Annotated in this window: 25 protein-coding genes and 1 riboswitch; of the genes, 13 read left to right on the plus strand and 12 right to left on the minus strand. The window is 69.9% G+C overall.

The features are described from left to right. The first annotated feature begins 14 nt into the window (after nucleotides 1-14). Together PXH83_RS00945 and PXH83_RS00950 are read left to right on the plus strand one after the other, a co-directional pair. Entirely contained in the window at nucleotides 15-716 is a 702-nt protein-coding gene (locus tag PXH83_RS00945) for a lysophospholipid acyltransferase family protein (RefSeq protein ID WP_274555535.1), read from the plus strand. Between the two features lie 64 nt (nucleotides 717-780). Beyond that, nucleotides 781-1827 carry an NAD-dependent epimerase/dehydratase family protein gene (locus tag PXH83_RS00950; RefSeq protein ID WP_274555537.1) on the plus strand — a complete coding sequence of 349 codons (1047 nt, stop codon included), beginning with the start codon at nucleotides 781-783 and terminating at the stop codon, nucleotides 1825-1827. Between the two features lie 104 nt (nucleotides 1828-1931). On the opposite strand, the gene PXH83_RS00955 is transcribed toward PXH83_RS00950, so the two are convergent. The 8 genes from PXH83_RS00955 to PXH83_RS00990 form a co-directional block, all read right to left on the minus strand. Further along, nucleotides 1932-3515, minus strand: a complete 1584-nt coding sequence (locus tag PXH83_RS00955) for an alpha/beta hydrolase (RefSeq protein ID WP_274555539.1) — start codon at nucleotides 3513-3515, stop codon at nucleotides 1932-1934. 161 nt (nucleotides 3516-3676) lie between these two features. Then, on the minus strand, nucleotides 3677-4456 hold the full coding sequence (locus PXH83_RS00960; RefSeq protein WP_274555541.1) for an urease accessory protein UreD: 780 nt from the start codon (nucleotides 4454-4456) through the stop codon (nucleotides 3677-3679). Beyond that, nucleotides 4453-5130, minus strand: a complete 678-nt coding sequence (gene ureG, locus PXH83_RS00965) for an urease accessory protein UreG (RefSeq protein WP_274555543.1) — start codon at nucleotides 5128-5130, stop codon at nucleotides 4453-4455. Before ureG ends, PXH83_RS00960 begins: the two co-directional genes overlap by 4 nt. 90 nt (nucleotides 5131-5220) lie before the next feature. Continuing rightward, nucleotides 5221-5895, minus strand: coding sequence for an urease accessory protein UreF (locus PXH83_RS00970; RefSeq protein WP_274555545.1), 675 nt, complete (start codon nucleotides 5893-5895; stop codon nucleotides 5221-5223). Between the two features lie 15 nt (nucleotides 5896-5910). Beyond that, the gene (locus PXH83_RS00975) at nucleotides 5911-7632 is read right to left on the minus strand and encodes an urease subunit alpha (RefSeq protein ID WP_274555547.1); all 1722 of its coding nucleotides are present in this window, start codon (nucleotides 7630-7632) and stop codon (nucleotides 5911-5913) included. After that, nucleotides 7625-7936, minus strand: a complete 312-nt coding sequence (locus PXH83_RS00980) for an urease subunit beta (RefSeq protein WP_214919762.1) — start codon at nucleotides 7934-7936, stop codon at nucleotides 7625-7627. Before PXH83_RS00980 ends, PXH83_RS00975 begins: the two co-directional genes overlap by 8 nt. A gap of 17 nt (nucleotides 7937-7953) precedes the next feature. Continuing rightward, on the minus strand, nucleotides 7954-8256 hold the full coding sequence (locus PXH83_RS00985) for an urease subunit gamma (protein ID WP_274555551.1): 303 nt from the start codon (nucleotides 8254-8256) through the stop codon (nucleotides 7954-7956). A gap of 323 nt (nucleotides 8257-8579) precedes the next feature. Then, nucleotides 8580-8861 (minus strand): type II toxin-antitoxin system Phd/YefM family antitoxin, encoded by a 282-nt coding sequence (locus PXH83_RS00990; protein WP_274555553.1) that lies wholly within the window; start codon nucleotides 8859-8861, stop codon nucleotides 8580-8582. 94 nt (nucleotides 8862-8955) lie between these two features. On the opposite strand from PXH83_RS00990, the gene PXH83_RS00995 reads away from it, so the two are divergent. The 4 genes from PXH83_RS00995 to PXH83_RS01010 all read left to right on the plus strand — a co-directional run bounded on the left by PXH83_RS00995 (nucleotide 8956) and on the right by PXH83_RS01010 (nucleotide 11326). Continuing rightward, complete coding sequence (locus PXH83_RS00995) at nucleotides 8956-9600, plus strand: ATP-dependent Clp protease proteolytic subunit (RefSeq protein ID WP_274555555.1); 645 nt, start codon at nucleotides 8956-8958, stop codon at nucleotides 9598-9600. 7 nt (nucleotides 9601-9607) lie between these two features. Then, complete coding sequence (locus tag PXH83_RS01000; protein ID WP_274555557.1) at nucleotides 9608-9916, plus strand: hypothetical protein; 309 nt, start codon at nucleotides 9608-9610, stop codon at nucleotides 9914-9916. Between the two features lie 333 nt (nucleotides 9917-10249). Continuing rightward, a riboswitch (cyclic di-AMP (ydaO/yuaA leader) is annotated at nucleotides 10250-10411 on the plus strand. A gap of 3 nt (nucleotides 10412-10414) precedes the next feature. Then, nucleotides 10415-10888 carry a C40 family peptidase gene (locus PXH83_RS01005; RefSeq protein ID WP_274555559.1) on the plus strand — a complete coding sequence of 158 codons (474 nt, stop codon included), beginning with the start codon at nucleotides 10415-10417 and terminating at the stop codon, nucleotides 10886-10888. A gap of 45 nt (nucleotides 10889-10933) precedes the next feature. Further along, nucleotides 10934-11326, plus strand: coding sequence for a VOC family protein (locus PXH83_RS01010; protein ID WP_274555562.1), 393 nt, complete (start codon nucleotides 10934-10936; stop codon nucleotides 11324-11326). A 118-nt stretch (nucleotides 11327-11444) separates the two neighbouring features. On the opposite strand, the gene PXH83_RS01015 is transcribed toward PXH83_RS01010, so the two are convergent. Further along, entirely contained in the window at nucleotides 11445-11876 is a 432-nt protein-coding gene (locus tag PXH83_RS01015) for an ATP-binding protein (RefSeq protein ID WP_274555564.1), read from the minus strand. A gap of 284 nt (nucleotides 11877-12160) precedes the next feature. Beyond that, entirely contained in the window at nucleotides 12161-13372 is a 1212-nt protein-coding gene (locus PXH83_RS01020) for an 8-amino-7-oxononanoate synthase (RefSeq protein ID WP_274555566.1), read from the minus strand. Nucleotides 13373-13515: 143 nt separating this feature from the next. On the opposite strand from PXH83_RS01020, the gene bioB reads away from it, so the two are divergent. The 5 genes from bioB (at nucleotide 13516) to PXH83_RS01045 (ending at nucleotide 18020) form a co-directional block, all read left to right on the plus strand. Then, nucleotides 13516-14670 carry a biotin synthase BioB gene (gene bioB / locus PXH83_RS01025; RefSeq protein WP_274555569.1) on the plus strand — a complete coding sequence of 385 codons (1155 nt, stop codon included), beginning with the start codon at nucleotides 13516-13518 and terminating at the stop codon, nucleotides 14668-14670. 1 nt (nucleotide 14671) lies between these two features. Further along, entirely contained in the window at nucleotides 14672-15982 is a 1311-nt protein-coding gene (locus PXH83_RS01030) for an adenosylmethionine--8-amino-7-oxononanoate transaminase (RefSeq protein ID WP_274562621.1), read from the plus strand. A 153-nt stretch (nucleotides 15983-16135) separates the two neighbouring features. Beyond that, on the plus strand, nucleotides 16136-16831 hold the full coding sequence (bioD, locus tag PXH83_RS01035) for a dethiobiotin synthase (RefSeq protein ID WP_274555571.1): 696 nt from the start codon (nucleotides 16136-16138) through the stop codon (nucleotides 16829-16831). A gap of 31 nt (nucleotides 16832-16862) precedes the next feature. Further along, on the plus strand, nucleotides 16863-17225 hold the full coding sequence (locus PXH83_RS01040; protein ID WP_274555573.1) for a VOC family protein: 363 nt from the start codon (nucleotides 16863-16865) through the stop codon (nucleotides 17223-17225). 39 nt (nucleotides 17226-17264) lie between these two features. Continuing rightward, nucleotides 17265-18020, plus strand: a complete 756-nt coding sequence (locus tag PXH83_RS01045; protein WP_274555578.1) for a class I SAM-dependent methyltransferase — start codon at nucleotides 17265-17267, stop codon at nucleotides 18018-18020. A 12-nt stretch (nucleotides 18021-18032) separates the two neighbouring features. On the opposite strand, the gene PXH83_RS01050 is transcribed toward PXH83_RS01045, so the two are convergent. Beyond that, complete coding sequence (locus PXH83_RS01050; RefSeq protein ID WP_214919775.1) at nucleotides 18033-18404, minus strand: fic family toxin-antitoxin system, toxin component; 372 nt, start codon at nucleotides 18402-18404, stop codon at nucleotides 18033-18035. Then, nucleotides 18401-18628 carry an antitoxin gene (locus PXH83_RS01055; protein WP_214910147.1) on the minus strand — a complete coding sequence of 76 codons (228 nt, stop codon included), beginning with the start codon at nucleotides 18626-18628 and terminating at the stop codon, nucleotides 18401-18403. Before PXH83_RS01055 ends, PXH83_RS01050 begins: the two co-directional genes overlap by 4 nt. Nucleotides 18629-18797: 169 nt before the next feature. Here PXH83_RS01055 and PXH83_RS01060 point away from each other — a divergent pair, with 169 nt between their 5' ends. Together PXH83_RS01060 and PXH83_RS01065 are read left to right on the plus strand one after the other, a co-directional pair. Beyond that, a complete protein-coding gene (locus tag PXH83_RS01060; RefSeq protein ID WP_274555587.1) occupies nucleotides 18798-19595 on the plus strand; it encodes an ABC transporter ATP-binding protein in 798 nt (265 codons plus the stop codon). 6 nt (nucleotides 19596-19601) lie between these two features. Continuing rightward, nucleotides 19602-22169 (plus strand): ABC transporter permease, encoded by a 2568-nt coding sequence (locus tag PXH83_RS01065; RefSeq protein WP_274555589.1) that lies wholly within the window; start codon nucleotides 19602-19604, stop codon nucleotides 22167-22169. The last annotated feature ends 11 nt before the right edge of the window (nucleotides 22170-22180 follow it).

Consider the following 22180-nt stretch of genomic DNA (forward strand, 5'->3'; position numbering starts at 1 on the left):
TGAGGAGCGCCCCCGTGTTCTATTACGTGCTCAAGTACGTGCTTCTGGGGCCTCTGCTGAGGCTGCTGTTCCGACCGAGGATCGAAGGCCTTGAGCACATCCCCGACGAGGGGGCGGCGATCGTAGCCGGAAATCATCTGTCGTTCTCGGACCACTTCCTGATGCCCGCGATCATCAGACGGCGCATCACCTTCCTCGCCAAGGCCGAGTACTTCACGGGTCCCGGTCTCAAGGGCCGCCTGACCGCTTCGTTCTTCCGCAGCGCCGGACAGATCCCGGTCGACAGATCGGGCAAGGAGGCGGGGAAGGCGGCGATCCGCGAGGGCCTCGGCGTGCTGAGCAAGGGCGAGCTGCTGGGGATCTACCCCGAGGGCACCCGCTCGCACGACGGCCGCCTCTACAAGGGCAAGGTCGGCGTCGCGGCGATGGCGCTCAAGGCGCACGTGCCCGTGGTGCCGTGCGCCATGGTGGGTACGTTCGAGATCCAGCCGCCCGGACAGGTAGTACCTCGCATCAAGCGCGTCACCATCCGTTTCGGCGAGCCGCTGGACTTCTCGCGCTATGCGGGCATGGAGAACGAGAAGGCGGTGCTCCGCGCCGTCACCGACGAGATCATGTACGCGATCCTCGGGCTCTCCGGGCAGGAGTACGTCGACCGGTACGCCGCCGAGGTCAAGGCGGAGCAGGCGAAGAAGTTCCCGCGGTTACTGCGCTGACGGCGAATCAGCGCAGGGCGAAAGCGCCTGTGCCTGCAGATACTCGGCGCATAGCGTCCCTGGCATGACCAAGGGAAACGCATTCGTTGTCGGAGCGACGGGACAGATCGGGCGGGCTGCCGTACGGGCGCTCGCAGAGGACGGCTGGGACGTACGGGCCGGTTCCCCTGGCGGCGGCCGGGACGAGACCTGGCCGGACGGTGTACGGGCAGTCGCCGTCGACCGCGAGGACGACGCGGCGCTGGCCGCGGCGCTCGGTGACGGATGCGACGTACTGGTGGACATGGTCGCGTTCGAGACGCGCCACGCACAGCAGTTGACGGGCCTCGCGGACCGGATCGGGTCCGCCGTCGTCATCTCCAGTGGCGCCGTGTACGAGGACGACAAGGGCCGGAGCTTCGACACGCAGGAGGAGCCCGACGGGTTCCCGCAGTACCCGGTGCCCATCTCCGAGACGCAGCCGACCGTGGCGCCGGGCGACGCGACGTACGGGACGAGGAAGGTCGCGATCGAACGGCATCTGATGGCCGCCGCCGGCCGGCTGCCGACGACGCTGCTGCGCGCGGGCGCGATCCACGGGCCGTACTGCCGGACACCGCGCGAGATCCACTTCGTCAAGCGGGCGCTGGACGGTCGGCCGGTGCGGATTCTGGCGTACGGCGGCCTCAGCCGGTTCCACCCGGTGCATGTCTCCAACCTCGCGGAACTGATCCGGCTGGCGGCGGCGCGGCCCGGTGCGCGGGTGCTCAACGCCGGTGATCCCGATGTGCCGACCGTCGCGGAGATCAGTACGGCGATCGACGAGGTCATGGGCGTACGAAGCGAGCTGGTGCTCGTGGACGGGCCGCCGCCGGTGGGCACGGTCGGGGAGACGCCCTGGAGCGGTGGCCATCCCATCGTGTACGACATGTCGGCCGCCGAGCGCGAACTCGGCTACCGGGCCGTCACCGGTTACGCCGACTCGCTGCCCGCCACGGTGGAGTGGCTGGCGGAGGAGCTCCGCCGCCAGGACTGGCGGGAGGCGTTCCCCAAGCTGTCGCAGAGGTACGGGCCCGGCAGCGGCGGGCCGTTCGACTACGCGGACGAGGACGCCTGGCTCGCCCGCCGGTAGGGCGTGCCAAGCCCCGCGGCCCAGGCCTGATCCGCCGGACACGCCCTGAACGCGAGGAGGGGGCGGGCCGGAAATTCCGGCCGCCCCCTCACCCGTTCAGGCCGTTACGGCTTCGGCGTGGCGTGCGGGGCGCACGTCACATCGCGGCTGTCGGTCTTCCCGGTGAGCAGGTAGGTGTCGACCCGGTCGTTGATGCACGGGTTCACCTGCCCGGTGACGCCGTGCGAGCCGGCGTCCTTCTCGGTGATCAGGCGCGAGCCCTTGAAGCGCTTGTGCAGCTCGACGGCGCCCTCGTACGGGGTGGCGGCGTCACGCGTGGCCTGAACGATCAGCACCGGCGGCAGACCCTTGCCGGACTTGACCTCCAGCGGCGTCTGCTGCTTGGTCGACCAGGTGGCGCAGGGCAGGTTCATCCAGGCGTTGGCCCACGTCATGAACGGGTGGTCCTTGTGCAGCCTGGTGTTGTCCCGGTCCCACTTCTTCCAGCTGGTGGGCCACTTGGCGTCCGCGCACTCGACGGCCGTGTAGACGGCGTTGCCGTTCTCCGAGGCCGCGTTGCCTGCGGTGTCCGACATGTCCGGCGCGATCTCGTCGACGAGCGCCTTGGTGTCACCCGCGATGTACTTGCTCCACGTCTCGGCGACAGGCACCCAGGCGGAGTCGTAGTACGGAGCGCTCTGGAAGAAGCCGATGAGCTCGGCGGGACCGACGACGCCGCCGATCGGGTCCTTCTTGGCGGTGGCGCGCAGCTTCACCCACTGCGCCTCGACCTTCTCGGAGGTGTCCCCGATGTGGAAGGTGGCGTCGTTCTTGGCGACCCACTCCTTCCAGTCGTTCCAGCGCATCTGGAAGGCGACGTCCTGGTCCAGGTTGGCCTGGTACCAGATCTTCTCCTTCGACGGGTTGACGACGCTGTCGACGACCATGCGGCGGACGTGGCCCGGGAACAGCGTTCCGTAGACCGCGCCGAGGTACGTGCCGTACGAGACGCCGAGGAAGTTCAGCTTGTTCTCACCGAGCGCGGCGCGGACGACGTCCAGGTCGCGTGCGGTGTTCGGCGTGGTCATGTGCGGCAGCAGCCAGCCGCTGCGCTCCTTGCAGCCGTCCGCGTACTCGGCGGCGAGCTTGCGCTGGGCGAGCTTGTCGGCCTCGCTGTCGGGCACCGGGTCGAGCTTGGGCGCCTTGACGAACTCCTGCGGGTCGACGCAGGAGATGGGCGAGGAGTGGCCGACACCGCGCGGGTCGAAGCCCACGAAGTCGTACGCCTTGGCCATCTTGGTGTAGATCGGGTTCTTCTTGGTGACCCGGGTCGGGAACCGCATGCCCGAGCCGCCGGGGCCGCCCGGGTTGTAGAGCAGAGAGCCCTGACGGTCCTTCTCGGTGCCCGTGTTGCCGATGCGGTCGAGGGCTATCTTGATCTTCCGTCCGTTCGGCTTCGCGTAGTCGACCGGGACGGTGACCCAGCCGCACTGGATGGGCTTGGCGATCCCCCAGTCGGCGGGGCAGTCCTGCCAGTCGATGCCCGCCTTCGCCGCACGGTCTGCGGCGATCTGTACGCCGCGCGCCTCGGACGTGCTGCTGCCGCTGTGGCGGCCGTCGGCACCGGCCGCGGGCACAGCCATGACGCCTGCCATCAGCGTGCCCGCTATCAGAGTGCCGGCCGAGCCGAGCGCTGCTGAGCGTCTCAAGTGGGTCTCCCCCTGGGATTGTTCTGCCGCGCAGGGCGGCAGTGGTCGGTCGTACGGCCGAATCCTGTCGCCTGAGGGGCCTCGGGCAACAGGCCGTACCGGCCTTCTTTACCAATCCCATAACCGGTGAGCCGTGTCCCGGTGAGCGGTGCAACCGGCCGTCACCCAAATGTCCGAAGTGCCCCGTCCAGAACGCGCCGCAGCCGCAGCGCATCGGCCGCCACCGCCGTGACCAGCACGGCGGGGCCCGCGAGCGGGGCGAGGACCGCACCGTCCCCCAATAGTCGCGTTTCGGGGCATTCTTCCGCGAAGGCCGGGTCCACGACGAGGAGTTGACCGACCGCACGCCCCCCGCCGAGTACGGCTCCCCCGTCCCAGCCGCCGGGGGACCCCGGACCGTACGACAGCTCCTGGTCGAGGAGCGGCCGACCGCAGCGGTGGACGGTGAGACGCGAGACGAGCGTGCCCGCCTCTTCGCCGTACCTTCCGAGGGCCTGCTCCTCGCGCAGGACGAGGCGGGCGGAGGCGGCGAGTTCGATACGGGTGGTCATGCGCAGTTCGCTGCCGCATGCCGAGATGAGCGGCTCCGGCAGCCAGCGCAGGTCCGCATCCTCTCCGACGGTCACCCTCACGTCGTAGCGCGCGGGCTCAGGGGTCCGCCCGGGAAGGGCGACCGTCGCCGCGGCCGAGTCCACGGCCAGCGCCGCACCCGTTCGTACGTCGGCCTCGATCGCCAGCCGGTCGCCGCCCAGCGGCGCGCTCATCGCTCCGACGACGGTGACACGGGCGTACGGGCCCGTGCCGCGCGTGCGGCGCAGGGCGAGGGGGCCGTCGCTCTCCAGCACGGGCAGGCGCGTGCCGCCCCGGCCGTCGGGGACGGCGGTGATACGGGCCGTGGCCTCGATGCCCGCAGGGGCGAGGGCGGTCATGGCGGTGGTCATGCGGACCAGGCGGCGAGCTGCTCGCGTACCCAGTCGGCGACCGGCTTTACGCCGTCTCCCGAGGTCAACGAGGTGAAGGCGACCGGGAGTTCGCCGCGCTGCTCCTTGGCGTCACGGGCCATCCGGCCGAGGTCCGAGCCGACGTAGGGCGCGAGGTCCGTCTTGTTGATGACCAGCAGGTCGGCCGTGGTGACGCCGGGACCGCCCTTGCGCGGGATGTCGTCGCCGCCCGCCACGTCGATGACGAAGACCTGCGCGTCGACGAGTCCCCTGGAGAACGTCGCGGTGAGGTTGTCACCGCCGGACTCGACGAGGATCAGGTCGAGCGGCCCCACCGCGTCCTCCAGGTCCTCGACCGCTTCGAGGTTGGCGGAGATGTCGTCGCGGATCGCGGTGTGCGGGCAGGCTCCGGTCTCGACGGCCTGGATGCGCTCGGGCGGCAATACGGCGTTGCGCAGCAGGAATTCGGCGTCCTCGCGCGTGTAGATGTCGTTGGTGACGACGGCGATGGACAGCTCTTCGCGCAGCTCCCTGCAGAGGGCGGCGACGGTGGCGGTCTTGCCGGAGCCGACGGGGCCGCCGAGTCCGATGCGCAGGGCCCGCTTCGTACCGTCGGGGCGGGCGGCGTCGGCGCTGACCGCCATGGCGCTGTCGTGGCTGTGGTCGAGGTGCATGGTGCGGCTCCTAGGCGGTGTTGCGCGAGCGGTGTTACGAAAGCGATGTCACGAGAGCAGTCTTATGAGTGCGGCCCTACGAGTGCGGCCCTACGAGGCGAAGAGGCGTACCGGCCATGCCGCGTGCGCCTCCGCCGTGATGTCGAGCAGCGGCGCCGAAGCGGCCGGCAGCGCCCCGGTGCCTTCGTCCAGGGCGCGGCGGGCGGCTTCGGCCGCGCGCCGCGCGACGTCGTCGAGTTCGGGTGCGAGGCGCGCGAGTACGGCAGTGGCCTCGAAGGGGTCCAGGCTGAGGAGGCGTACCGCCGCGGTGGCGGGACCGCTGACGGTCTCGTACGCGACACAGTGCGCGGCGTCCTCGGGCCCGAGCCCCGCCGCGCCGGCGGCGACGCCGAGCACGACGGGCTGGTGCGCGCCGCGCGGCCGCGCCGCCGCCAGCGCGTCGAGCTCGGCACACGGCCAGGTGGCGCGGGCGGCCCGCATCATCTGCCGGCCCAGCTTGCGGGCCGTCGCCCGCAGGGCGGGTGACGGCGTACGGGCATCGGCCGCCTCGTCCAGGTCGAGCGGGTCGACGCCGAGTGCGGCCGCGGCGGCGAGCGCCGCCGAGGTGAGCCCGGTGGTGTGCAGGCGGCCCCGGCAGAAGGCGGCCAGGTCGCGGTCGTTACGGATACGTCCCGCCTTGACGGCCGCTTCGGCCCCGCCGGAGTGGGCGTGGCCGCCGGCGGGGAATCGCCCGTCGGCGAGGACGAGCAGGGCTGCGCGGCTCATGCCAGGACCGTCCCTTCAGAAGAGGAAGTAGCGTTGGGCCATGGGGAGTTCAGCCGCTGGAGCCGGTTCGACCACGTCGCCGTCGATCGTCACCGTGAAGGTGTCCGGGTCGACCTCGACGCGCGGGAGGGCGTCGTTCTCCCGCATGTCGGCCTTGGTGACGCGACGGGTGTTCCTGATCGGTACGAACCGCTTGCCCAGGCCGAGGCGTTCCGGCAGGTCGTCCTCGATCGCCGCGTCCGCGACGAAGTTCAGGGAGTTGGAGGCGGGCGCCTTGCCGAGCGCGCCGAACATCGGGCGGGGCATGACCGGCTGCGGGGTCGGGATGGAGGCATTGGCGTCGCCCATCTGCGCGTACGCGATCTGCCCGCCCTTGATGACCAGTTGCGGCTTGACGCCGAAGAAGGCCGGCTCCCACAGCACCAGATCGGCGAGCTTGCCGCGCTCGACGGAGCCGATCTCGTGGTCGAGGCCCTGCGCGACGGCCGGGTTGATCGTGTACTTGGCGACATAGCGACGCGCGCGGTGATTGTCGGCCCGCCCGTCGCCGGGCAGCGCGCCGCGGCGCTTCTTCATGACGTGCGCGGTCTGCCACGTACGCATCGCGACCTCGCCGATGCGGCCCATGGCCTGGGAATCGGAGGAGATGATCGAGATGGCGCCGAGGTCGTGCAGGATGTCCTCAGCCCCTATGGTGGAGGGCCTGATCCGGGACTCGGCGAAGGCCAGGTCTTCCGGCACGGCGGGGTTGAGGTGGTGGCAGACCATCAGCATGTCGAGGTGTTCCTCGATGGTGTTGACGGTGTGCGGCCGGGTCGGGTTGGTGGAGCTGGGCAGGACGTTCGGCTCGGACACGACCGTGATGATGTCCGGGGCGTGCCCGCCGCCCGCGCCCTCGGTGTGGTACGCGTGGATGGTCCGCCCGGCGATGGCGGCGAGGGTGTCGCCGACGAACCCGGCCTCGTTCAGCGTGTCGGTGTGGATGGCGAGCTGGGCGCCGGTCTCGTCGCACACACCGAGGCAGGCGTCGATGACGGCGGGGGTGGCCCCCCAGTCCTCGTGGATCTTGAATCCCAGGGCGCCGCCCCGGAGCTGGGCGTGCATGGCGTCACGGGACATGGTGTTGCCCTTGCCGAGCAGCCCGATGTTGACGGGGAACTGCTCCAGCGCCTCGAACATCCGGGCAAGGTGCCAGCCGCCGGGCGTGACGGTGGTGGCCTTGCTGCCATCGGCCGGTCCGGTGCCGCCGCCGACGAGCGTGGTGATGCCGGAGGAGAGCGCCTGGTCGACGATGGTCGGCGAGATGAAGTGGACGTGCGCGTCGATCGTGCCGGCGGTGAGGATCTTGCCGTTGCCGGCGATGATCTCGGTCTCGGGCCCGATGACGAGGTCGGGGTGCACGCCGTCCATCGTGTCGGGGTTGCCGGCCTTGCCGACGCCGGTGATCCGTCCGTCCCGAATGCCGATGTCGGCCTTGACGATGCCCCAGTGGTCGAGGACCACAACGCCGGTGATGACGGTGTCGGGTGCGCCGTCGGCACGCGTCGTACGCGCCTGGCCCATGGATTCGCGGATCACCTTGCCGCCGCCGAACACCGCTTCGTCACCGGCGCGTCCGGGTCCGCCGCAGCGGTCCTCCTCGATCTCGATCAGCAGGTCGGTGTCGGCGAGCCGGATGCGGTCGCCGGTCGTGGGGCCGAACAGGTCGGCGTACACGGGGCGTACGAGCTCAGGCATCGAGGGCACCTCCGGTCTCCCCGCGCAGACCGGCGACGATGCGCCGTCCGCCGATGGGAACGAGTTCGACGTCGACGGGGATGCCGGGCTCGAAGCGCACGGCGGTGCCCGCGGCGATGTTCAGCCGCAGGCCGCGGGCGGCGGCGCGGTCGAAGTCGAGACCGGGGTTGGCCTCGGCGAAGTGGTAATGGGAGCCGACCTGGACGGGCCGGTCGGCGGCGTTCAGGACGGTGAGGCGGGTGACGGGGCGGCCCTGGTTGAGAGCAACGGGGTCGTCGGCGTACAGGATCTCTCCGGGGATCATCGGCGGCCGCTCCCCCGTCAGGCGATCGGGTCGTGGACGGTGACGAGCTTGGTGCCGTCCGGGAAGGTCGCCTCCACCTGTACATCGTGGATCATCTCGGGGATGCCTTCCATGACGTCGTCACGGGTGAGCACGTTCCGGCCCGACGACATGAGTTCGGCGACGGTCCGACCGTCGCGGGCGCCTTCGAGGATGTGCGAGGTGATGAGCGCGATCGTCTCGGGGTGATTGAGCTTCACTCCGCGCGCCCGGCGCTTCTCCGCGACGTCCGCCGCCACATGGATGAGCAGTCTTTCCTGCTCGTGCGGGGTCAGTTGCACGCGTCCCACCTCACAGTCCTCGCACCGGACCGCCCGGTCCGGCTGCCGCGGCCACCGCGACGGGACATAGATGTATCACGCACCCGTCTTGTGCCTTGATGACGCAGGCTAGTTGCGCGGAGTTTCGGCCGCGTTAACTGCGCCGCCCTCCGCCACGTGGGTCATGGACGGCGATGGCGATCACGGTCCGGGCGCCTCGCTGCGCAGGCTCTCGGTCCACACTTGAAGGACCGGGCGCGGGAACGCGGGACGGTCGCCGGCGCACGGCCTCTTTCGTACGTACGTACGGGCGGGCGGGCGCGGAGGTCAGCTGCCGGGTGCAGTCAGCTGTCGCGTGTGCTGCCGCGGTGTTCCGCCGCGATACCGAAGCGGCGCCGTTCGCCCGGAGCGGACGGCGCCGAGCCGATCGCGGAGACGGAACTGATCACCGGATCCTCGGCCACCTCCTGCTCACCTTCAAGTCGTTCCAGGTCAGCGGCGGAAACCAGCGCCACCAGCGGCTTCCCGTGACGCGTCACGACCACCCGCTCTCCGCCGTAGACGACGCGGTTGATCAGTTCGGCGAGCTCTGCTCGGGCTTGCGTCACCGGAATCTCGTAGGCCATGCTCCCCATCATAACGGCCTGTACGTCCTGTACATTTTTTACAGACGCTCGGCCCAAGGTCACGCCTGAGGACCAATGAGGGAGAAGCACTGCCATGAACCGGCCTTCCACCCACAGCGCCCGCTACGTCCTGCCCGAATTCACCGAACGCACCAGCACCGGAACCCGCACCCTCGACCCGTACTCCAAGCTACTGGAAGAGCGGATCGTGTTCCTGGGTACGGCACTCGACGACACCGCCGCCAATGATGTGATGGCGCAGTTCATGCACCTCGAACATGCCGCCCCCGACCGGGACATCTCGCTCTACATCAACTCCCCCGGCGGCTCGTTCACCGCCATGTCGGCGATCTACGACACGATCCAGTTCGTCACCTGCGACGTCGAGACCATCTGCCTGGGCCAGGCCGCGTCCTCGGCTGCCGTGCTGCTCGCGGCCGGCTCACCGGGCAAGCGCCTCGCGCTGCCGGGAGCGCGGGTGCTCCTCAGCCAGCCGTCCATCGACGAGCCCGTGCATGGGCAGCCGTCCGATCTGGAGATCGAGGCGCGCGAGCTGATGCGCATGAGGGAGCTGCTCGCCGAGCTGCTCGCGCGCCACACCGGGCAGAGCGGGGAGCGTGTCGACGCCGACATCGAGCGCGACAAGGTCTTCGACGCGGATGCGGCCCGGGCGTACGGCCTGGTGGACCACATCGTGCAGAGCCGCAAGGACACTTCCGCCTTCTCCGCCCCGAGGTGATCCCCGCATGCTGCTGCCCGAACTGCCGCCGCTGCCGGCCCTGACGCGCGCCGAGTGCGAGTTCATCGACCGCTATCTGGAAGTCGTCGATCTGGTGGGCCGGATCAATCCGGCGCACGGGGCCGACACTTACGGCGCTCTGCGCGCCGCACAGGCGCTCGTCGGCAAGGCCGCGGGACTGCGGGACGCGCTCACCGTGATGCACGAGCGGGGCGAGACCCGCCTCCATGCCGCCACCCTCGCCCGGGCACTGCGGGTGCTCGACGGTGAGCGGCGGGCGAGCCGGGTCACCGTGCCGCCCCGCGCCACGAGTTGACGGGGGTTCAGCCGACTGGCCCTGCCCAGTACGACACGCGACACCTCGAACGGCGTATCTACCGACTGCGCAGTCGTACTATCCGACTTGCGCATCGCGCCTACACAGATGGCGGAATGGGGCATTCCGTCCCTGGTACGAGGGTCGCCAGGCATCGACAACGATCGTCAAAAACACCCCTGTCCACCCGAACGGGTCAGTCGTGAGGAGCCTCACATACGCCCGTTTCTGCTCGGAAATCCGGGTATTCATGAGTCAAGATCCCTGGGACGACAAGCCCCCGCCACCTCGGCGGGGCGGTCCGGGCGGACGCTGAGTCCTGCCGCCGCTCCGGATGACTGGTCGACAGGAGTGCATCGGCAGGAGTGGAGGACCCAGGTAGGACGGGGTGACCGGACACGGTCGTCCCTTGGGGTGAAGCCGCGAAAGCGGCCGGGCATCTTCGCCTGTCCGAACCCGACAGGCCATCCTTCACAGGCGGCTGACGAAGGGTTGCGCATGACCGCGCACACGTATGTTCCGCACCGGCTCTCCCGGGCCGGGGCCGCCTCGGCTCTCACGCTCGTCGCCCTCGGCGGCACCATGCTGGTGCCGGGGGCCGCCACCGAGGCACATGCCGCGTCGCATTCGACGAAGGCGCTCAAGATTGCCGCATCGAAGAAGGGTGCCCCGTACATGCGCGGGGCAACGGGCCCGAACCGGTTCGACTGCTCGGGGCTGACGCTCTATTCGTTCAAGAAGGCCGGCAAGAGCCTGCCACGCACTGCGCAGTCCCAGTACAACAGGACGCGGCACATCTCCGCCTCCGGCAGGCAGCCCGGCGACCTCGTCTTCTTCCATTACGGTCGCAGCGTCTACCACGTGGGCATCTATGCGGGCAACGGCAAGATCTGGCACTCCCCGAAGACCGGCTCCCACGTGAAGCTGGAGAGGATCTGGTCCAATTCCGTGTGGTACGGCCGGGTGCGCTGATCTAAATCATGTGAACTGCCTGGCGGTGAAGGTAAGTTGACCACCATGACCTTCATGAATCCGGTATGTCACATCACCTTCGACGCCCACGACCCGTACGCCATCGCCGAGTTCTGGTCCGCGCTCACCGGTTACAAGGTGAGCAAGGAGGACGCTCCGGGCGACGACGAAGTGCTGATCGAATCGGATCAGCCCGGCGTCCCCGGACTGCTGTTCATCCGTGTCCCCGAGAGCAAGAGCGTCAAGAACCGCATACACCTCGACATCCAGCCGCCGAACGGCACGCGGGATGCCGAGGTGGAGCGGCTCGCGGAGCTCGGCGCGAAGATCATCAGCGATCAGCGCAATGCGGAGGGCCTCGGCTGGGTCGTCATGGCCGACCCCGAGGGCAATGAATTCTGTGTCGAGCGCAGCGCGATGGAGCGCGGCCTCGTCTGAGGAGGCCCTGGCAGCATGACCTGGGGCGACCCCGGCGGTGGTGTGCACGCCGCCGGGGTACGCCTGGCGTGGGTCATCACTGGCGGACCGTTACTGCTTGACCATTACGGCTTGACCGTCACTGCTTGACGGGGACGTTCCAGGGGAGCGCGATCCACACGGTCTTGCCACCCTCCTGCGTGGGCTGGACGCTCAGCCGGCCGCCGCACTCCAGGGTGAGACAGCGGATAATCACTATGCCGCGCCCGTTGTCCTGCTGAACGGCGGCGGGCAACCGTTTCGGCCACCGGGGGTGGCTGTCTGTGACGCCGATGCGCAACCTCTCGTCCCGGTCCAGCTGTACGTCCACGGTGAAGGTGGGCGACTGGCCGAAAGTGTGCTGGACGGCATTTGTTGCCAGCTCCGAAACGATAAGCCGAACGGTATCGGCGGCATCGGAGTCGGGGGGCATCCCCCACTCGCCGAGAATCTCGGCGACGTATCTCCGTGCCGCTGAGACCGAGGCCGGCTCGCTCGGCAGAGTGACGGATACTTCCTGGTGGTCTGCCATGGCGACGCTGTCCCTTTCCCACCGGGGCCGGACTCCGACTCGTAGCGGATTAACTTCGAGGGCGGCCTCGGATTGCTCCGCGCCAGAGTGCCACTCATGGTGCCGTCATAGTGGGCGAGACCCCAAGATATGCAGATATCTGTCGCTCGAAGCGGTGAACTCTGCTACGCAAGAACGTATTTGGGCGGCGCATTGGTGGGGCGCATATCAAGTCATGAAACAGCAGGTGAGGCAGTTACTCGCGGTGGCGAAAATGTCTCATGTCCGTTTACAGATCCTGCATTTCACCGCGCGCCACCACCATTATCTTCTCCCTTTCGAACATTGCTGATCCGAATGTGATTGTTCCCGACCACGGGCGCGGTCCGCAGGACGGTGGCCACCGCCTCCTCGATCTGCTGGTCCGTGAGGTCGGCCCTGGCGGTGAGCCTGAGGCGGGAGATCCCGTCCGGCACCGACGGGGGCCGGAAGCAGCCCACGGCCAGGCCCGCCTCGCGGCAGTCGGCGGCCCACCGCACCGCCGCCTCCGGTGAGGGCGCCAGGACCGACACCACGGCGGCGTCCGGGCGTACGGCGGACAGACCGGCGTCGGTCAGTCCCCGGTGCAACGAGACCGCGACGGTACGAGCGCGGGCGGCAAGCCCCGGCTCACGGCGCAGCAGCCGTGCGCTCGCCAGCGCCGCGCCGGCTGCGGCCGGTGCCAGACCCGTGTCGAAGATGAACGTACGTGCTGTGTTGACGAGGTGGTCGATGACCCGGGCCGGGCCGAGGACCGCTCCGCCCTGGCTGCCCAGGGACTTGGACAGGGTCAGCGTGGCGACGACACCGTCCGCACCGGCCAGGCCCGCCGCGTCCAGCGCGCCCCTGCCGCCGTCGCCGAGGACCCCGAGCCCGTGGGCGTCGTCGACGACGAGGGCCGCACCGTGGGCGCGGCAGGCCTCCGCCAGCTCCGGCAGCGGCGCCGCGTCGCCGTCGACCGAGAAGACCGAGTCGGTGACGGCGATCGCCCGCCCGTCGTGCGCGTCGAGCGTCTTGCGTACGGCGTCGGGGTCGGCGTGCGGCACGACCGCTGTGTCGGCGCGCGAGAGCCGGCAGCCGTCGACGATCGAGGCGTGGTTGAGGGCGTCGGAGACGATCAGGGAGCCGTGGCCGCTGAGCGCGGTGAGGGCGGCGAGGTTGGCGGCGTAACCGGAGGAGAGGACGAGTGCGGCCTCGAAGCCGCAGAAATCGGCCAGCTCCCGCTCCAGTTCGGCGTGCAGGTCGGTGCTGCCGGTGACGAGCCGCGAACCGGTGGCGCCCGCGCCCCAGCGGCGGGCCGCCTCGGCCGCGGCGGAGGTGACCTCGGGGCGGCGGGTGAGGCCGAGGTAGTCGTTGCTCGCCAGGTCGAGGACGGCGGACTCGGCGGGGCGCGGACGCAGCGTCCTGACGAGCCCGGCCCTGTCGCGCAGCCGTGCCTGCTCGTCGATCCAGTCGAACGGTCCCGGTCCCTGGGGCATGGATGAGTCCCTTTTGTAGGCAGCCCACAGACACTAGCCGGGCTCGTCCGAGGTCATGATGTGGCAATACCCACACCTCGATGGGCCGCTCTTGTGCATTTCCTCCTTGGCCACAGGTGGTGCGGTAGGCCAGGATCGGCGCCATGGACCTGCTGAACACGCTGGTGGACAAGGGGCTGCGGCGCGAACTGCCGACCCGCGAAGAGGCGCTCGCCGTACTGGCGACCTCCGACGACGAGCTGCTCGATGTGGTGGCCGCGGCCGGAAAGGTACGCCGCCAGTGGTTCGGACGGCGGGTGAAACTCAACTATCTGGTCAATCTGAAGTCCGGCCTGTGCCCCGAGGACTGCTCGTACTGCTCGCAGCGCCTCGGCTCCAAGGCCGAGATTCTCAAGTACACATGGCTGAAGCCCGACGAGGCGTCACAGGCGGCGGCCGCGGGGGTCGCGGGCGGCGCGAAGCGCGTGTGCTTGGTCGCGAGCGGGCGCGGGCCGACGGACCGGGACGTCGACCGGGTCTCGAAGACCATCGAGGCGATCAAGGAACAGAACGAGGACGTCGAGGTCTGTGCCTGCCTCGGGCTGCTGTCCGACGGGCAGGCCGAACGGCTGCGGGCGGCCGGCGCCGACGCGTACAACCACAACCTGAACACGTCCGAGGCGACGTACGGCGAGATCACCACCACTCACACCTACGCCGACCGTGTCGAGACCGTCCAGCAGGCGCAGGCGGCGGGCATGTCCGCGTGCTCCGGGCTGATCGCGGGCATGGGCGAGACGGACGCGGATCTCGTCGACGTCGTCTTCGCGCTGCGCGACCTCGACCCCGACTCGGTCCCGGTGAACTTCCTGATCCCCTTCGAGGGGACGCCGCTCGCCAAGGAGTGGAACCTGACGCCGCAGCGGGCGCTGCGCATCCTCGCGATGGTGCGGTTCGTCTGCCCGGACGTGGAAGTCCGGCTCGCCGGCGGGCGCGAGGTGCATCTGCGCACGATGCAGCCGCTCGCGCTGCACCTGGTCAACTCGATCTTCCTCGGCGACTACCTCACCAGTGAGGGCCAGGCCGGCCAGGCCGACCTGGAGATGATCGCCGACGCCGGCTTCGAGGTGGAGGGCACGGACACGACGACGCTGCCCGAGCACCGGGCGGCCGGCGGCGGCTGCGGCTCCGTGTGCGGTGACGAGGCGTCCGGAACGTGCGGCGACGAGCCGACGGCCGCTGCGGTGCCTGAGGCGCGTACGGACCTCGTGTCGGTACGCCGAAGGGGTGCGGGGACGGATATCGCCCCCAATGCCTGACATGTTCGAGTCGCTCAGCCCCACCGAACTGCTCCGGCTCGACCGGGAACACGTCTGGCATCCGTACGGTCCGATGCCGGGCCGCGTCGAGCCGCTGCTCGTCGAATCCGCGTCCGGCGTACGGCTGCGACTCGGCCGGCCCGCGCACGGGCAGGACGAGCTGATCGACGGCATGTCGTCCTGGTGGTCGGCGATCCACGGCTACAACCACCCGGTCATCAACGAGGCGGCGCGCGGCCAGCTGGACCGGATGAGTCATGTGATGTTCGGCGGGCTCACCCACGAGCCCGCCGTGCGGCTCGCCGCCAAGCTCGTCGAGATCACCCCGGAGCCGCTCCGGCATGTCTTCCTCGCCGACTCCGGATCGGTGTCGGTCGAGGTCGCCGTCAAGATGTGCCTCCAGTACTGGCGTTCGGTGGGCCGCCCCGGCAAGCAGCGCCTGCTGACCTGGCGCGGCGGCTACCACGGCGACACCTGGCAGCCGATGTCGGTGTGCGACCCCGAGGGCGGGATGCACGAGTTGTGGCAGGGGGTGCTGCCGCGTCAGATCTTCGCGGACGCGCCGCCTGCCGGATTCTCCGAATTCTCCGAGTCGTACGCCGACCACCTCCGCGCGCTCGTCGCCCGGCACGCGGACGAACTGGCTGCAGTGATCGTGGAGCCGGTGGTGCAGGGGGCGGGCGGCATGCTCTTCCACTCCCCCGCGTATCTGCGGGTGCTGCGCGAGGCGTGCGACGAACACGGCGTCCTGCTGATCTTCGACGAGATCGCGACCGGCTTCGGCCGTACGGGCACGCTGTTCGCGTCGGAGCACGCGGGCGTCTCACCCGACGTTATGTGCCTCGGCAAGGCGCTGACCGGCGGCTACCTGACGATGGCGGCGACGCTGTGCACGTCCGAGGTGGCCGAAGGCATCTCGCGCGGCGAGCTGCCCGTCCTGGCCCACGGCCCGACGTTCATGGGCAACCCGCTGGCGGCGGCGGTCGCCTGCGCGTCGATCGACCTGCTGCTCGGCCAGGACTGGGCGCGCGAGGTCAAGCGCATCGAAGCCGGCCTGCGGGAGGGCCTGGCGGAGTCGGCGGAGCTGCCGGGGGTACGGGACGTACGGGTCCTGGGCGCGATCGGCGTCGTACAGCTGGACTGCGCGCTTGACGAGGCGGCCATGGCGGCTGCGACGCGGGCGGTGGTGCGGGAGGGCGTGTGGCTGCGCCCGTTCCGCGACTTGATCTACACGATGCCGCCGTACGTCACGACTGACGCGGATCTCGCCCGCGTATGCGGGGCGGTGCGGGCGGCGGCGTCGGTTGCATGACGGGCGCCCCTCGTATGCCCTCGAACGCCGGATGGGCTGAAAGTTGCCGCAGATCCAGCCCCTCCGGCGTTTGAGGAGCGGGGTCTGGGGCGGAGCCCCGGTTCGGGAAGGGGCGGGTAGGGGAAGAAAAGATCGCGTCAACGGGAGCACCGAATGCCCATCATCATCGTCACAGGAACCGGCACCGAGATCGGTAAGACCATCGTCACGGCCGCCGTAGCCACCCTCGCCCGCGCAGCCAACCGCACCGTCGCCGTACTGAAACCCGCCCAGACCGGCCTCGCCCCCGGTGAACCGGGCGGAGACGCCGACGAGGTCGTGCGCCTCGCGGGCACCGGCGTGCGCGGCGTAGAACTCGCCCGGTTCCCCGACCCCCTCGCCCCCGCCACCGCCGCCCGCCGCGCCGCACTTCCCCCCGTCCGCCCGCACGGCATCGCCGAGGCGGCCGAGAAGCTGGCCGCCGACTACGACCTCGTCCTCGTCGAAGGCGCCGGCGGCCTCCTCGTCCGCTTCGACGACGACGGCGCGACCCTCGCCGACGCCGCCCGTCTCCTCGACGCGCCCGTACTGGTCGTCACGCCCGCCGCCCTCGGCACGCTCAACTCGACCGCGCTGACCGCCGAAGCCCTGCGCGCCCGCGAACTGGAGCTCCTCGGCGTGGTCGTCGGCAGCTGGCCCACGCACCCCGGTCTGGCCGAGCGGTGCAATCTGACGGACCTGCCCGAAGCCGCGGGAGCCCCGCTGCTCGGAGCCGTTCCCGAGGGAGCCGGAGCCCTGGCGCCCGCCGATTTCCGTACCCGCGCCGCGACCTGGCTCGCGCCGAGTCTCGGCGGCACCTGGCGCGCGTAGGCCGCACCGAGCTGCGCGTACGCTGACCGGCATGCGAGCACGTGTCGACGAGATCGTCTTCGATTGTGCGGATCCGGCCGCTCTGGTCCGGTTCTGGGCCGCCCTGCTCGGCGGTGCCCCGGAGGACCGCAGTCCGGACTGGTCGTACATCGATCCGCCCGGGTTCACCCGGCTCGCCTTCCAGCGCGTACCCGAGGGGAAGGCCGTAAAGAACCGTCTCCACCTGGATCTGGACGCCGGCGACCTCGCCTCCGCCACCGCCGAGGCGGAACGCTTTGGGGCGACCAGAAGCGGCGGCATCGTCACCGATGCGCAAGGCTCTTTCCAGGTGCTCCTCGACCCCGAAGGCAACGAGTTCTGCTTCGTGAGCGGCGTACCGGGCCCCACGGGGTAAGAATCGCGGTATCCGTCCGCCCGCCGGAGGAGGTCCGCGATGCCGCTGCGCCGCAGCAAGGTTCCCCGGGACGCTGTGCACCATCCCCTTTTCGCCCGTTTCTACGCCCGAATCAGCGTGGTGGCCGACCTCAGAGGCGGGGTGGCAGCACACCGCACCGAGCTGCTGTCCGGCCTCTCCGGGCGGGTCATCGAGATCGGTGCGGGCAACGGGCTGAACTTCGCGCACTACCCGTCGGCCGTCTCCGAGGTCGTGGCGATCGAACCGGAGCGCAGCCTGCGCCAGTTGGCCGTGCAGGCCGCCCTGGACGCCGACGTCCCGGTGGACGTCGTGCCGGGCGCCGCGGAGGCGCTGCCGGTCAAGAGCGAGGCGTACGACGCGGCGGTGGTGTCGTTGGTGCTGTGCAGCGTACGAGACGTTCCGCGCGCGCTCTCCGAGATCAGGCGTGTGTTGCGGCCGGGCGGCGAACTGCGCTTCTTCGAGCACGGACGAGGCGAGGGCAGAGCCATGGTGGCCACCCAGCGCGCGCTGGACCGCACCGTATGGCCCGTCCTCTTCGGCGGCTGCCACACGGCGCGCGACCCGATAGCGGAAATCCGGGCGGCCGGCTTCGGGATCGAGGCCTGCCGACGGCTGTTCGTACCGGAGCAGGGCGTCAAGCTGCCGTCGTCGCCCTGCGTGCTGGGCGTGGCGCGCAAACCCATGGAGACGGATGTCACCGGTGATACGAAGGGCACCGGTGACACGAATGGCACCGGTGGCACGAATAGCACAGGTGACACGGACGCCGCATAGCGACGCCGCCCGTCACAGACTCCACTGGCGAAGCTCTTCGGCGATGGCATGTACATCCGCCTTGCCGTCCTTCACCAGCCGGGCCAAGTCCCGCACCTGCTCGGGCGAGGTGATGACCTTGAGGCCGCAGGCGACGAGGTAACCGTAGGCGACGGCCGAGGCGAACATCGCGTTCGAGCGCTCCAGGGCCGGGACATGGAGCAGCAGTTGAAGCAGGGCGGCGGCGCGCGCGTGCGGATCGCTGTAGACGGGGATGCCGAATATTTCCGCCTCGTGCCGGGCGACGGCGGCGACGAGCGCGCCCCAGTCGACGACCTGCGGGTCACCCGGTGTCTTGTGCTCGGCGATCATGAGGAGCCAGGCGAGGTCGATCTTGAGGGTCAACGCTTGCCTTCGCGCTCCGTGCCGAACTCCTCGGCGAACACCGACTCGTACTGCTTCATGAAGTCGGACGCGGCCTCCACGAAGGTACGTCCCACCTCGCCCGCGTCCTGTCTGACGAGCTCCTCGATGTAGCGGTTCACGCTCATCCCGCGTTGGAGGGCCCGCTGTCGCGCGGCCTCCGCGGTGGTCTCGTCCACTCGTACGTTCAACTGGGTCTTCGCCACACCATCAAGCTAGCGCGGCAGTGCTAGCACCGGCAAGGGGGCGCGCACCCCTTGGCCCTTACACGGGCCCGCCACGCCCACCCCACGATGGATACCGGCGACAGCCCGCGCGCCTTACTCTCGGCAGATGTACGGGAGTCGGCTCGGCCAACAACCACGGGAGGCCGCCTTGTCCACACCTGCAAAAGCACGCGCCGACGGGCCCGCGCCCGGCGACGCTCCGGTGGCGGCGCGTGCGCGTGGGCTCACAAAGGCGTACGGGGCGGGCGAGACGACCGTACTTGCCCTTGACTCCGTGGACGTCGCCATCACGCGTGGCCGGTTCACCGCGGTGATGGGCCCGTCCGGCTCGGGAAAGTCCACGCTGATGCACTGCCTGGCCGGGCTCGACACAGTCTCCGCAGGACAGGTGTGGCTGGGCGGCACCGAGCTGACGGGTCTCAGGGACCGCGAACTGACACGGCTGCGGCGGGACAAGATCGGCTTCATGTTCCAGTCGTTCAACCTTCTGCCCACGCTCTCCGCGGCCGAGAACATCACGCTCCCCATGGACATCGCCGGGCGCAAACCCGACGCCGAATGGCTGGAGCGGGTGATCGACACGCTGGGGCTGCGCGACCGGCTGAAGCACCGCCCGTCCCAGTTGTCCGGCGGTCAGCAGCAGCGGGTGGCCTGTGCGCGTGCACTTGCCTCCCGGCCCGAGCTGATCTTCGCCGACGAGCCGACCGGCAACCTCGACTCGCGGGCGGGCGCCGAAGTGCTGGCGTTCCTGCGCGAGGCGGTCGACCGGCTCGACCAGACGGTCGTGATGGTGACGCACGATCCGGTGGCCGCCGCCTACGCCGACTTGGTGCTCTTCCTCGGCGACGGGCGGATCGTCGACAACATGCCCGCGCCGACGGCCGAAGCGGTCCTGGAACGCATGCGCCTCTTCTCCGGGGGACGCCCCCAGGGAACCGAGGGCTGAGCCGCCATGCTGAAGGCGACACTGCGGAGCTTCTTCGCCCACAAGGGCCGGCTGCTGCTGTCCGCCCTCGCCGTGATCCTGTCGGTGGCGTTCGTCGCCGGCAGCCTGATCTTCTCGGACACGGTGGCCCGCACCTTCGACCGGCTCTTCTCCTCCACCTCCGCGGATGTGACGGTCCAGGCGCGCGAGGGCATCGACGAGCGCCTGCCGTCGGGAATCGTCCGTACGGTGCCGGCCTCCCTCGTGGACCGGATCGAGAAGATCGACGGGGTCGACGACGCACATGTCGATGCCTCCGTGGAGAACATCACGGTCGTCGACGCCGACAAAGAGCCCGTCGGGCCGGTCACCGGCGCACCGACCATCGCGACCAACTGGCATCCGACCGACCGCAGTCCGGTGAAGCTGACCAGCGGGCGCGAGCCGGACGGGCCCGGCGAGGTGCTGCTCGACGCGGACACCGCCGACAAGAAGGAGCTCGGGATCGGCGACTCGCTCACGATCCTCGCGCAGCCCGGCTCCTTCAAGGCCGAAATCGTCGGTATCGCCACCTTCACCACCACCAACCCCGGTGCCGCGCTCGTCTTCCTGGACACCCCGACCGCGCAGACCAAGCTGCTGGGGAAGGCGGATGCCGCCACCTCCATCTCGGTCAACGCTGCAGACGGCACCAGCGACTCCGTACTCAAGCAGCGGATCGCGGACGAGATCGGTGGCGGTGCGTACGAGCTCAGGACCGCCGACGAGCAGGCCGAGACGGCGGCCTCCGAACTGGGCGGATTCCTCGATGTGATCAAGTACGTGATGCTCGGCTTTGCCGGGGTCGCCACGCTCGTCGGCATCTTCCTGATCGTCAACACCTTCTCGATGCTGATCGCCCAGCGCACCCGCGAGCTCGGGCTGTTGCGGGCGCTGGGAGCGGACCGCCGCCAAGTGCGCCGTTCCGTGCTGACGGAAGCGCTGCTGCTCGGGCTGTTCGGCTCGACCGTGGGCCTCGCCGCGGGCATCGGGCTGGCCGCCGGGCTCATCGAACTGATGGGCCTGCTCGGGATGAACCTGCGCGCCACCGAGATGGTGGTGGGCTGGGGAACGCCCGTGGCGTCGTACGTCGTCGGGGTCGGCGTCACCTTCGTCGCCGCGTATCTGCCGGCCCGGCGGGCGGCCCGCGTCTCGCCGATGGCGGCGCTGGTGGATGCCGAAGTCGCCGGTGTGGGCAGGCCTTTGAGGGTACGAGCCGTGGCCGGCGCACTGGTCGCGGCGGCCGGCGCCGCAGCGCTGGCCGGGTGCGCCGTGAGCCGGGAGACAGGTTCGGCGGCTCCGCTGCTCGGGCTCGGCGTCGTACTGACGCTGCTCGCCACGGTGGTGGCGGGGCCGTTGCTCGTACGGCCGGTGATCCGGGTGCTCGGCGGTGCTTTCCCCGCGCTGTTCGGTCCGGTCGGGCGTATGAGCCAGCGCAATGCGCTGCGCAATCCGCGGCGTACGGGCGCGACCGCGGCCGCCCTGATGGTCGGGCTGGCTCTGGTGGTCGGGCTTTCGGTGGCCAGCGCGTCGATGACCAAGTCGTTCGACGAGCAGATCGACAAGACGCTGGGCGCCGACTTCGTCGTACAGAACACGAACTTCATGCCCTTCCCCCAGGAGATCACCGACAAGGTGAACGGGGTGGAGAGCGCGGGCACGGTGGTGCGGCAGCGCTTCGCGCCGATGGGGCTGCAACTGCCGGACGGGAAGCGGGCGGAGTCGACGGCGTCCGCGTACGACCCGCGGATCGACGAGGTCGCCCGTATCACGTACGCGAGCGGGAACTCGGCCGCGGCGCTGGCGGCGGGCAGTATCGCCATGGACGTGGACTACGCCAAGGACCACCGGGTGCGGATCGGCAGCGTGGTGCCGGTGGAGTTCCCGGGCGGGAAGAGGGCCGAGCTCAAGGTGGCCGCGCTCACGGACATGAACCAGTCCGGCGGGCCGGGCATGGAGGGCGGGCTCTTCATGGGGCTCGCGACGGTGGAGAAGTACCTGCCGGGCGGGCAGGACGCGGCGCTGTACGTCAACGCCGCGAGCGGCAGCGATGTGGCGGACCTGAGGAAGGATCTTGAGCAGGCGCTGGATCCGTATCCGCAGGTGCAGGTCAGGGACCAGGCCGACTACAAGGAGCTGATCCGGCAGCAGATCGCCGTGATGCTGTATCTGGTGTACGCGCTGCTCGGCCTGGCGATCGTCATCGCGGTGCTCGGGGTCGTCAACACCCTTGCCCTGTCCGTGGTGGAACGGACCCGAGAGATCGGACTCCTGCGCGCCATCGGGCTCTCACGGGTGCAGCTGCGGCGCATGATCCGGCTGGAGTCCGTGGTGATCGCGGTGTTCGGTGCGCTGCTGGGGCTCGCACTCGGGATGGTGTGGGGGGTGGCCATACAGCAGGTTCTCGCTCTGGAGGGGATGACCGCATTCGCCATACCCTGGTGGACGGTTGTGGCGGTCGTGGTGGGTTCCGTCGTGGTGGGGCTGGCTGCGGCACTGCTTCCGGCGTCGCGCGCCTCGCGGATGAATGTGCTGGCCGCCATCGCGCACGAGTAGAGACGCCCGCA

Origin of the sequence: Streptomyces spiramyceticus (assembly GCF_028807635.1) — a bacterium.
Lineage (GTDB): Bacteria > Actinomycetota > Actinomycetes > Streptomycetales > Streptomycetaceae > Streptomyces > Streptomyces spiramyceticus.

Bases quoted from the DNA above. Each gene is read 5' to 3' on its own strand.
- PXH83_RS01005 (WP_274555559.1), top strand. From the start codon at position 10,415: ATGACCGCGCACACGTATGTTCCGCACCGGCTCTCCCGGGCCGGGGCC.
- PXH83_RS00970 (WP_274555545.1), bottom strand. From the start codon at position 5,895: ATGAGCCGCGCAGCCCTGCTCGTCCTCGCCGACGGGCGATTCCCCGCC.
- PXH83_RS00980 (WP_214919762.1), bottom strand. From the start codon at position 7,936: ATGATCCCCGGAGAGATCCTGTACGCCGACGACCCCGTTGCTCTCAAC.
- bioB (WP_274555569.1), top strand. From the start codon at position 13,516: ATGGACCTGCTGAACACGCTGGTGGACAAGGGGCTGCGGCGCGAACTG.
- ureG (WP_274555543.1), bottom strand. From the start codon at position 5,130: ATGCACCTCGACCACAGCCACGACAGCGCCATGGCGGTCAGCGCCGAC.
- PXH83_RS01045 (WP_274555578.1), top strand. From the start codon at position 17,265: ATGCCGCTGCGCCGCAGCAAGGTTCCCCGGGACGCTGTGCACCATCCC.
- PXH83_RS01010 (WP_274555562.1), top strand. From the start codon at position 10,934: ATGACCTTCATGAATCCGGTATGTCACATCACCTTCGACGCCCACGAC.
- PXH83_RS01015 (WP_274555564.1), bottom strand. From the start codon at position 11,876: ATGGCAGACCACCAGGAAGTATCCGTCACTCTGCCGAGCGAGCCGGCC.
- PXH83_RS00960 (WP_274555541.1), bottom strand. From the start codon at position 4,456: ATGACCACCGCCATGACCGCCCTCGCCCCTGCGGGCATCGAGGCCACG.
- PXH83_RS01000 (WP_274555557.1), top strand. From the start codon at position 9,608: ATGCTGCTGCCCGAACTGCCGCCGCTGCCGGCCCTGACGCGCGCCGAG.
- PXH83_RS01040 (WP_274555573.1), top strand. From the start codon at position 16,863: ATGCGAGCACGTGTCGACGAGATCGTCTTCGATTGTGCGGATCCGGCC.
- PXH83_RS00995 (WP_274555555.1), top strand. From the start codon at position 8,956: ATGAACCGGCCTTCCACCCACAGCGCCCGCTACGTCCTGCCCGAATTC.
- PXH83_RS01020 (WP_274555566.1), bottom strand. From the start codon at position 13,372: ATGCCCCAGGGACCGGGACCGTTCGACTGGATCGACGAGCAGGCACGG.
- PXH83_RS00990 (WP_274555553.1), bottom strand. From the start codon at position 8,861: ATGGCCTACGAGATTCCGGTGACGCAAGCCCGAGCAGAGCTCGCCGAA.
- bioD (WP_274555571.1), top strand. From the start codon at position 16,136: ATGCCCATCATCATCGTCACAGGAACCGGCACCGAGATCGGTAAGACC.
- PXH83_RS00975 (WP_274555547.1), bottom strand. From the start codon at position 7,632: ATGCCTGAGCTCGTACGCCCCGTGTACGCCGACCTGTTCGGCCCCACG.
- PXH83_RS01065 (WP_274555589.1), top strand. From the start codon at position 19,602: ATGCTGAAGGCGACACTGCGGAGCTTCTTCGCCCACAAGGGCCGGCTG.
- PXH83_RS00950 (WP_274555537.1), top strand. From the start codon at position 781: ATGACCAAGGGAAACGCATTCGTTGTCGGAGCGACGGGACAGATCGGG.
- PXH83_RS01030 (WP_274562621.1), top strand. From the start codon at position 14,672: ATGTTCGAGTCGCTCAGCCCCACCGAACTGCTCCGGCTCGACCGGGAA.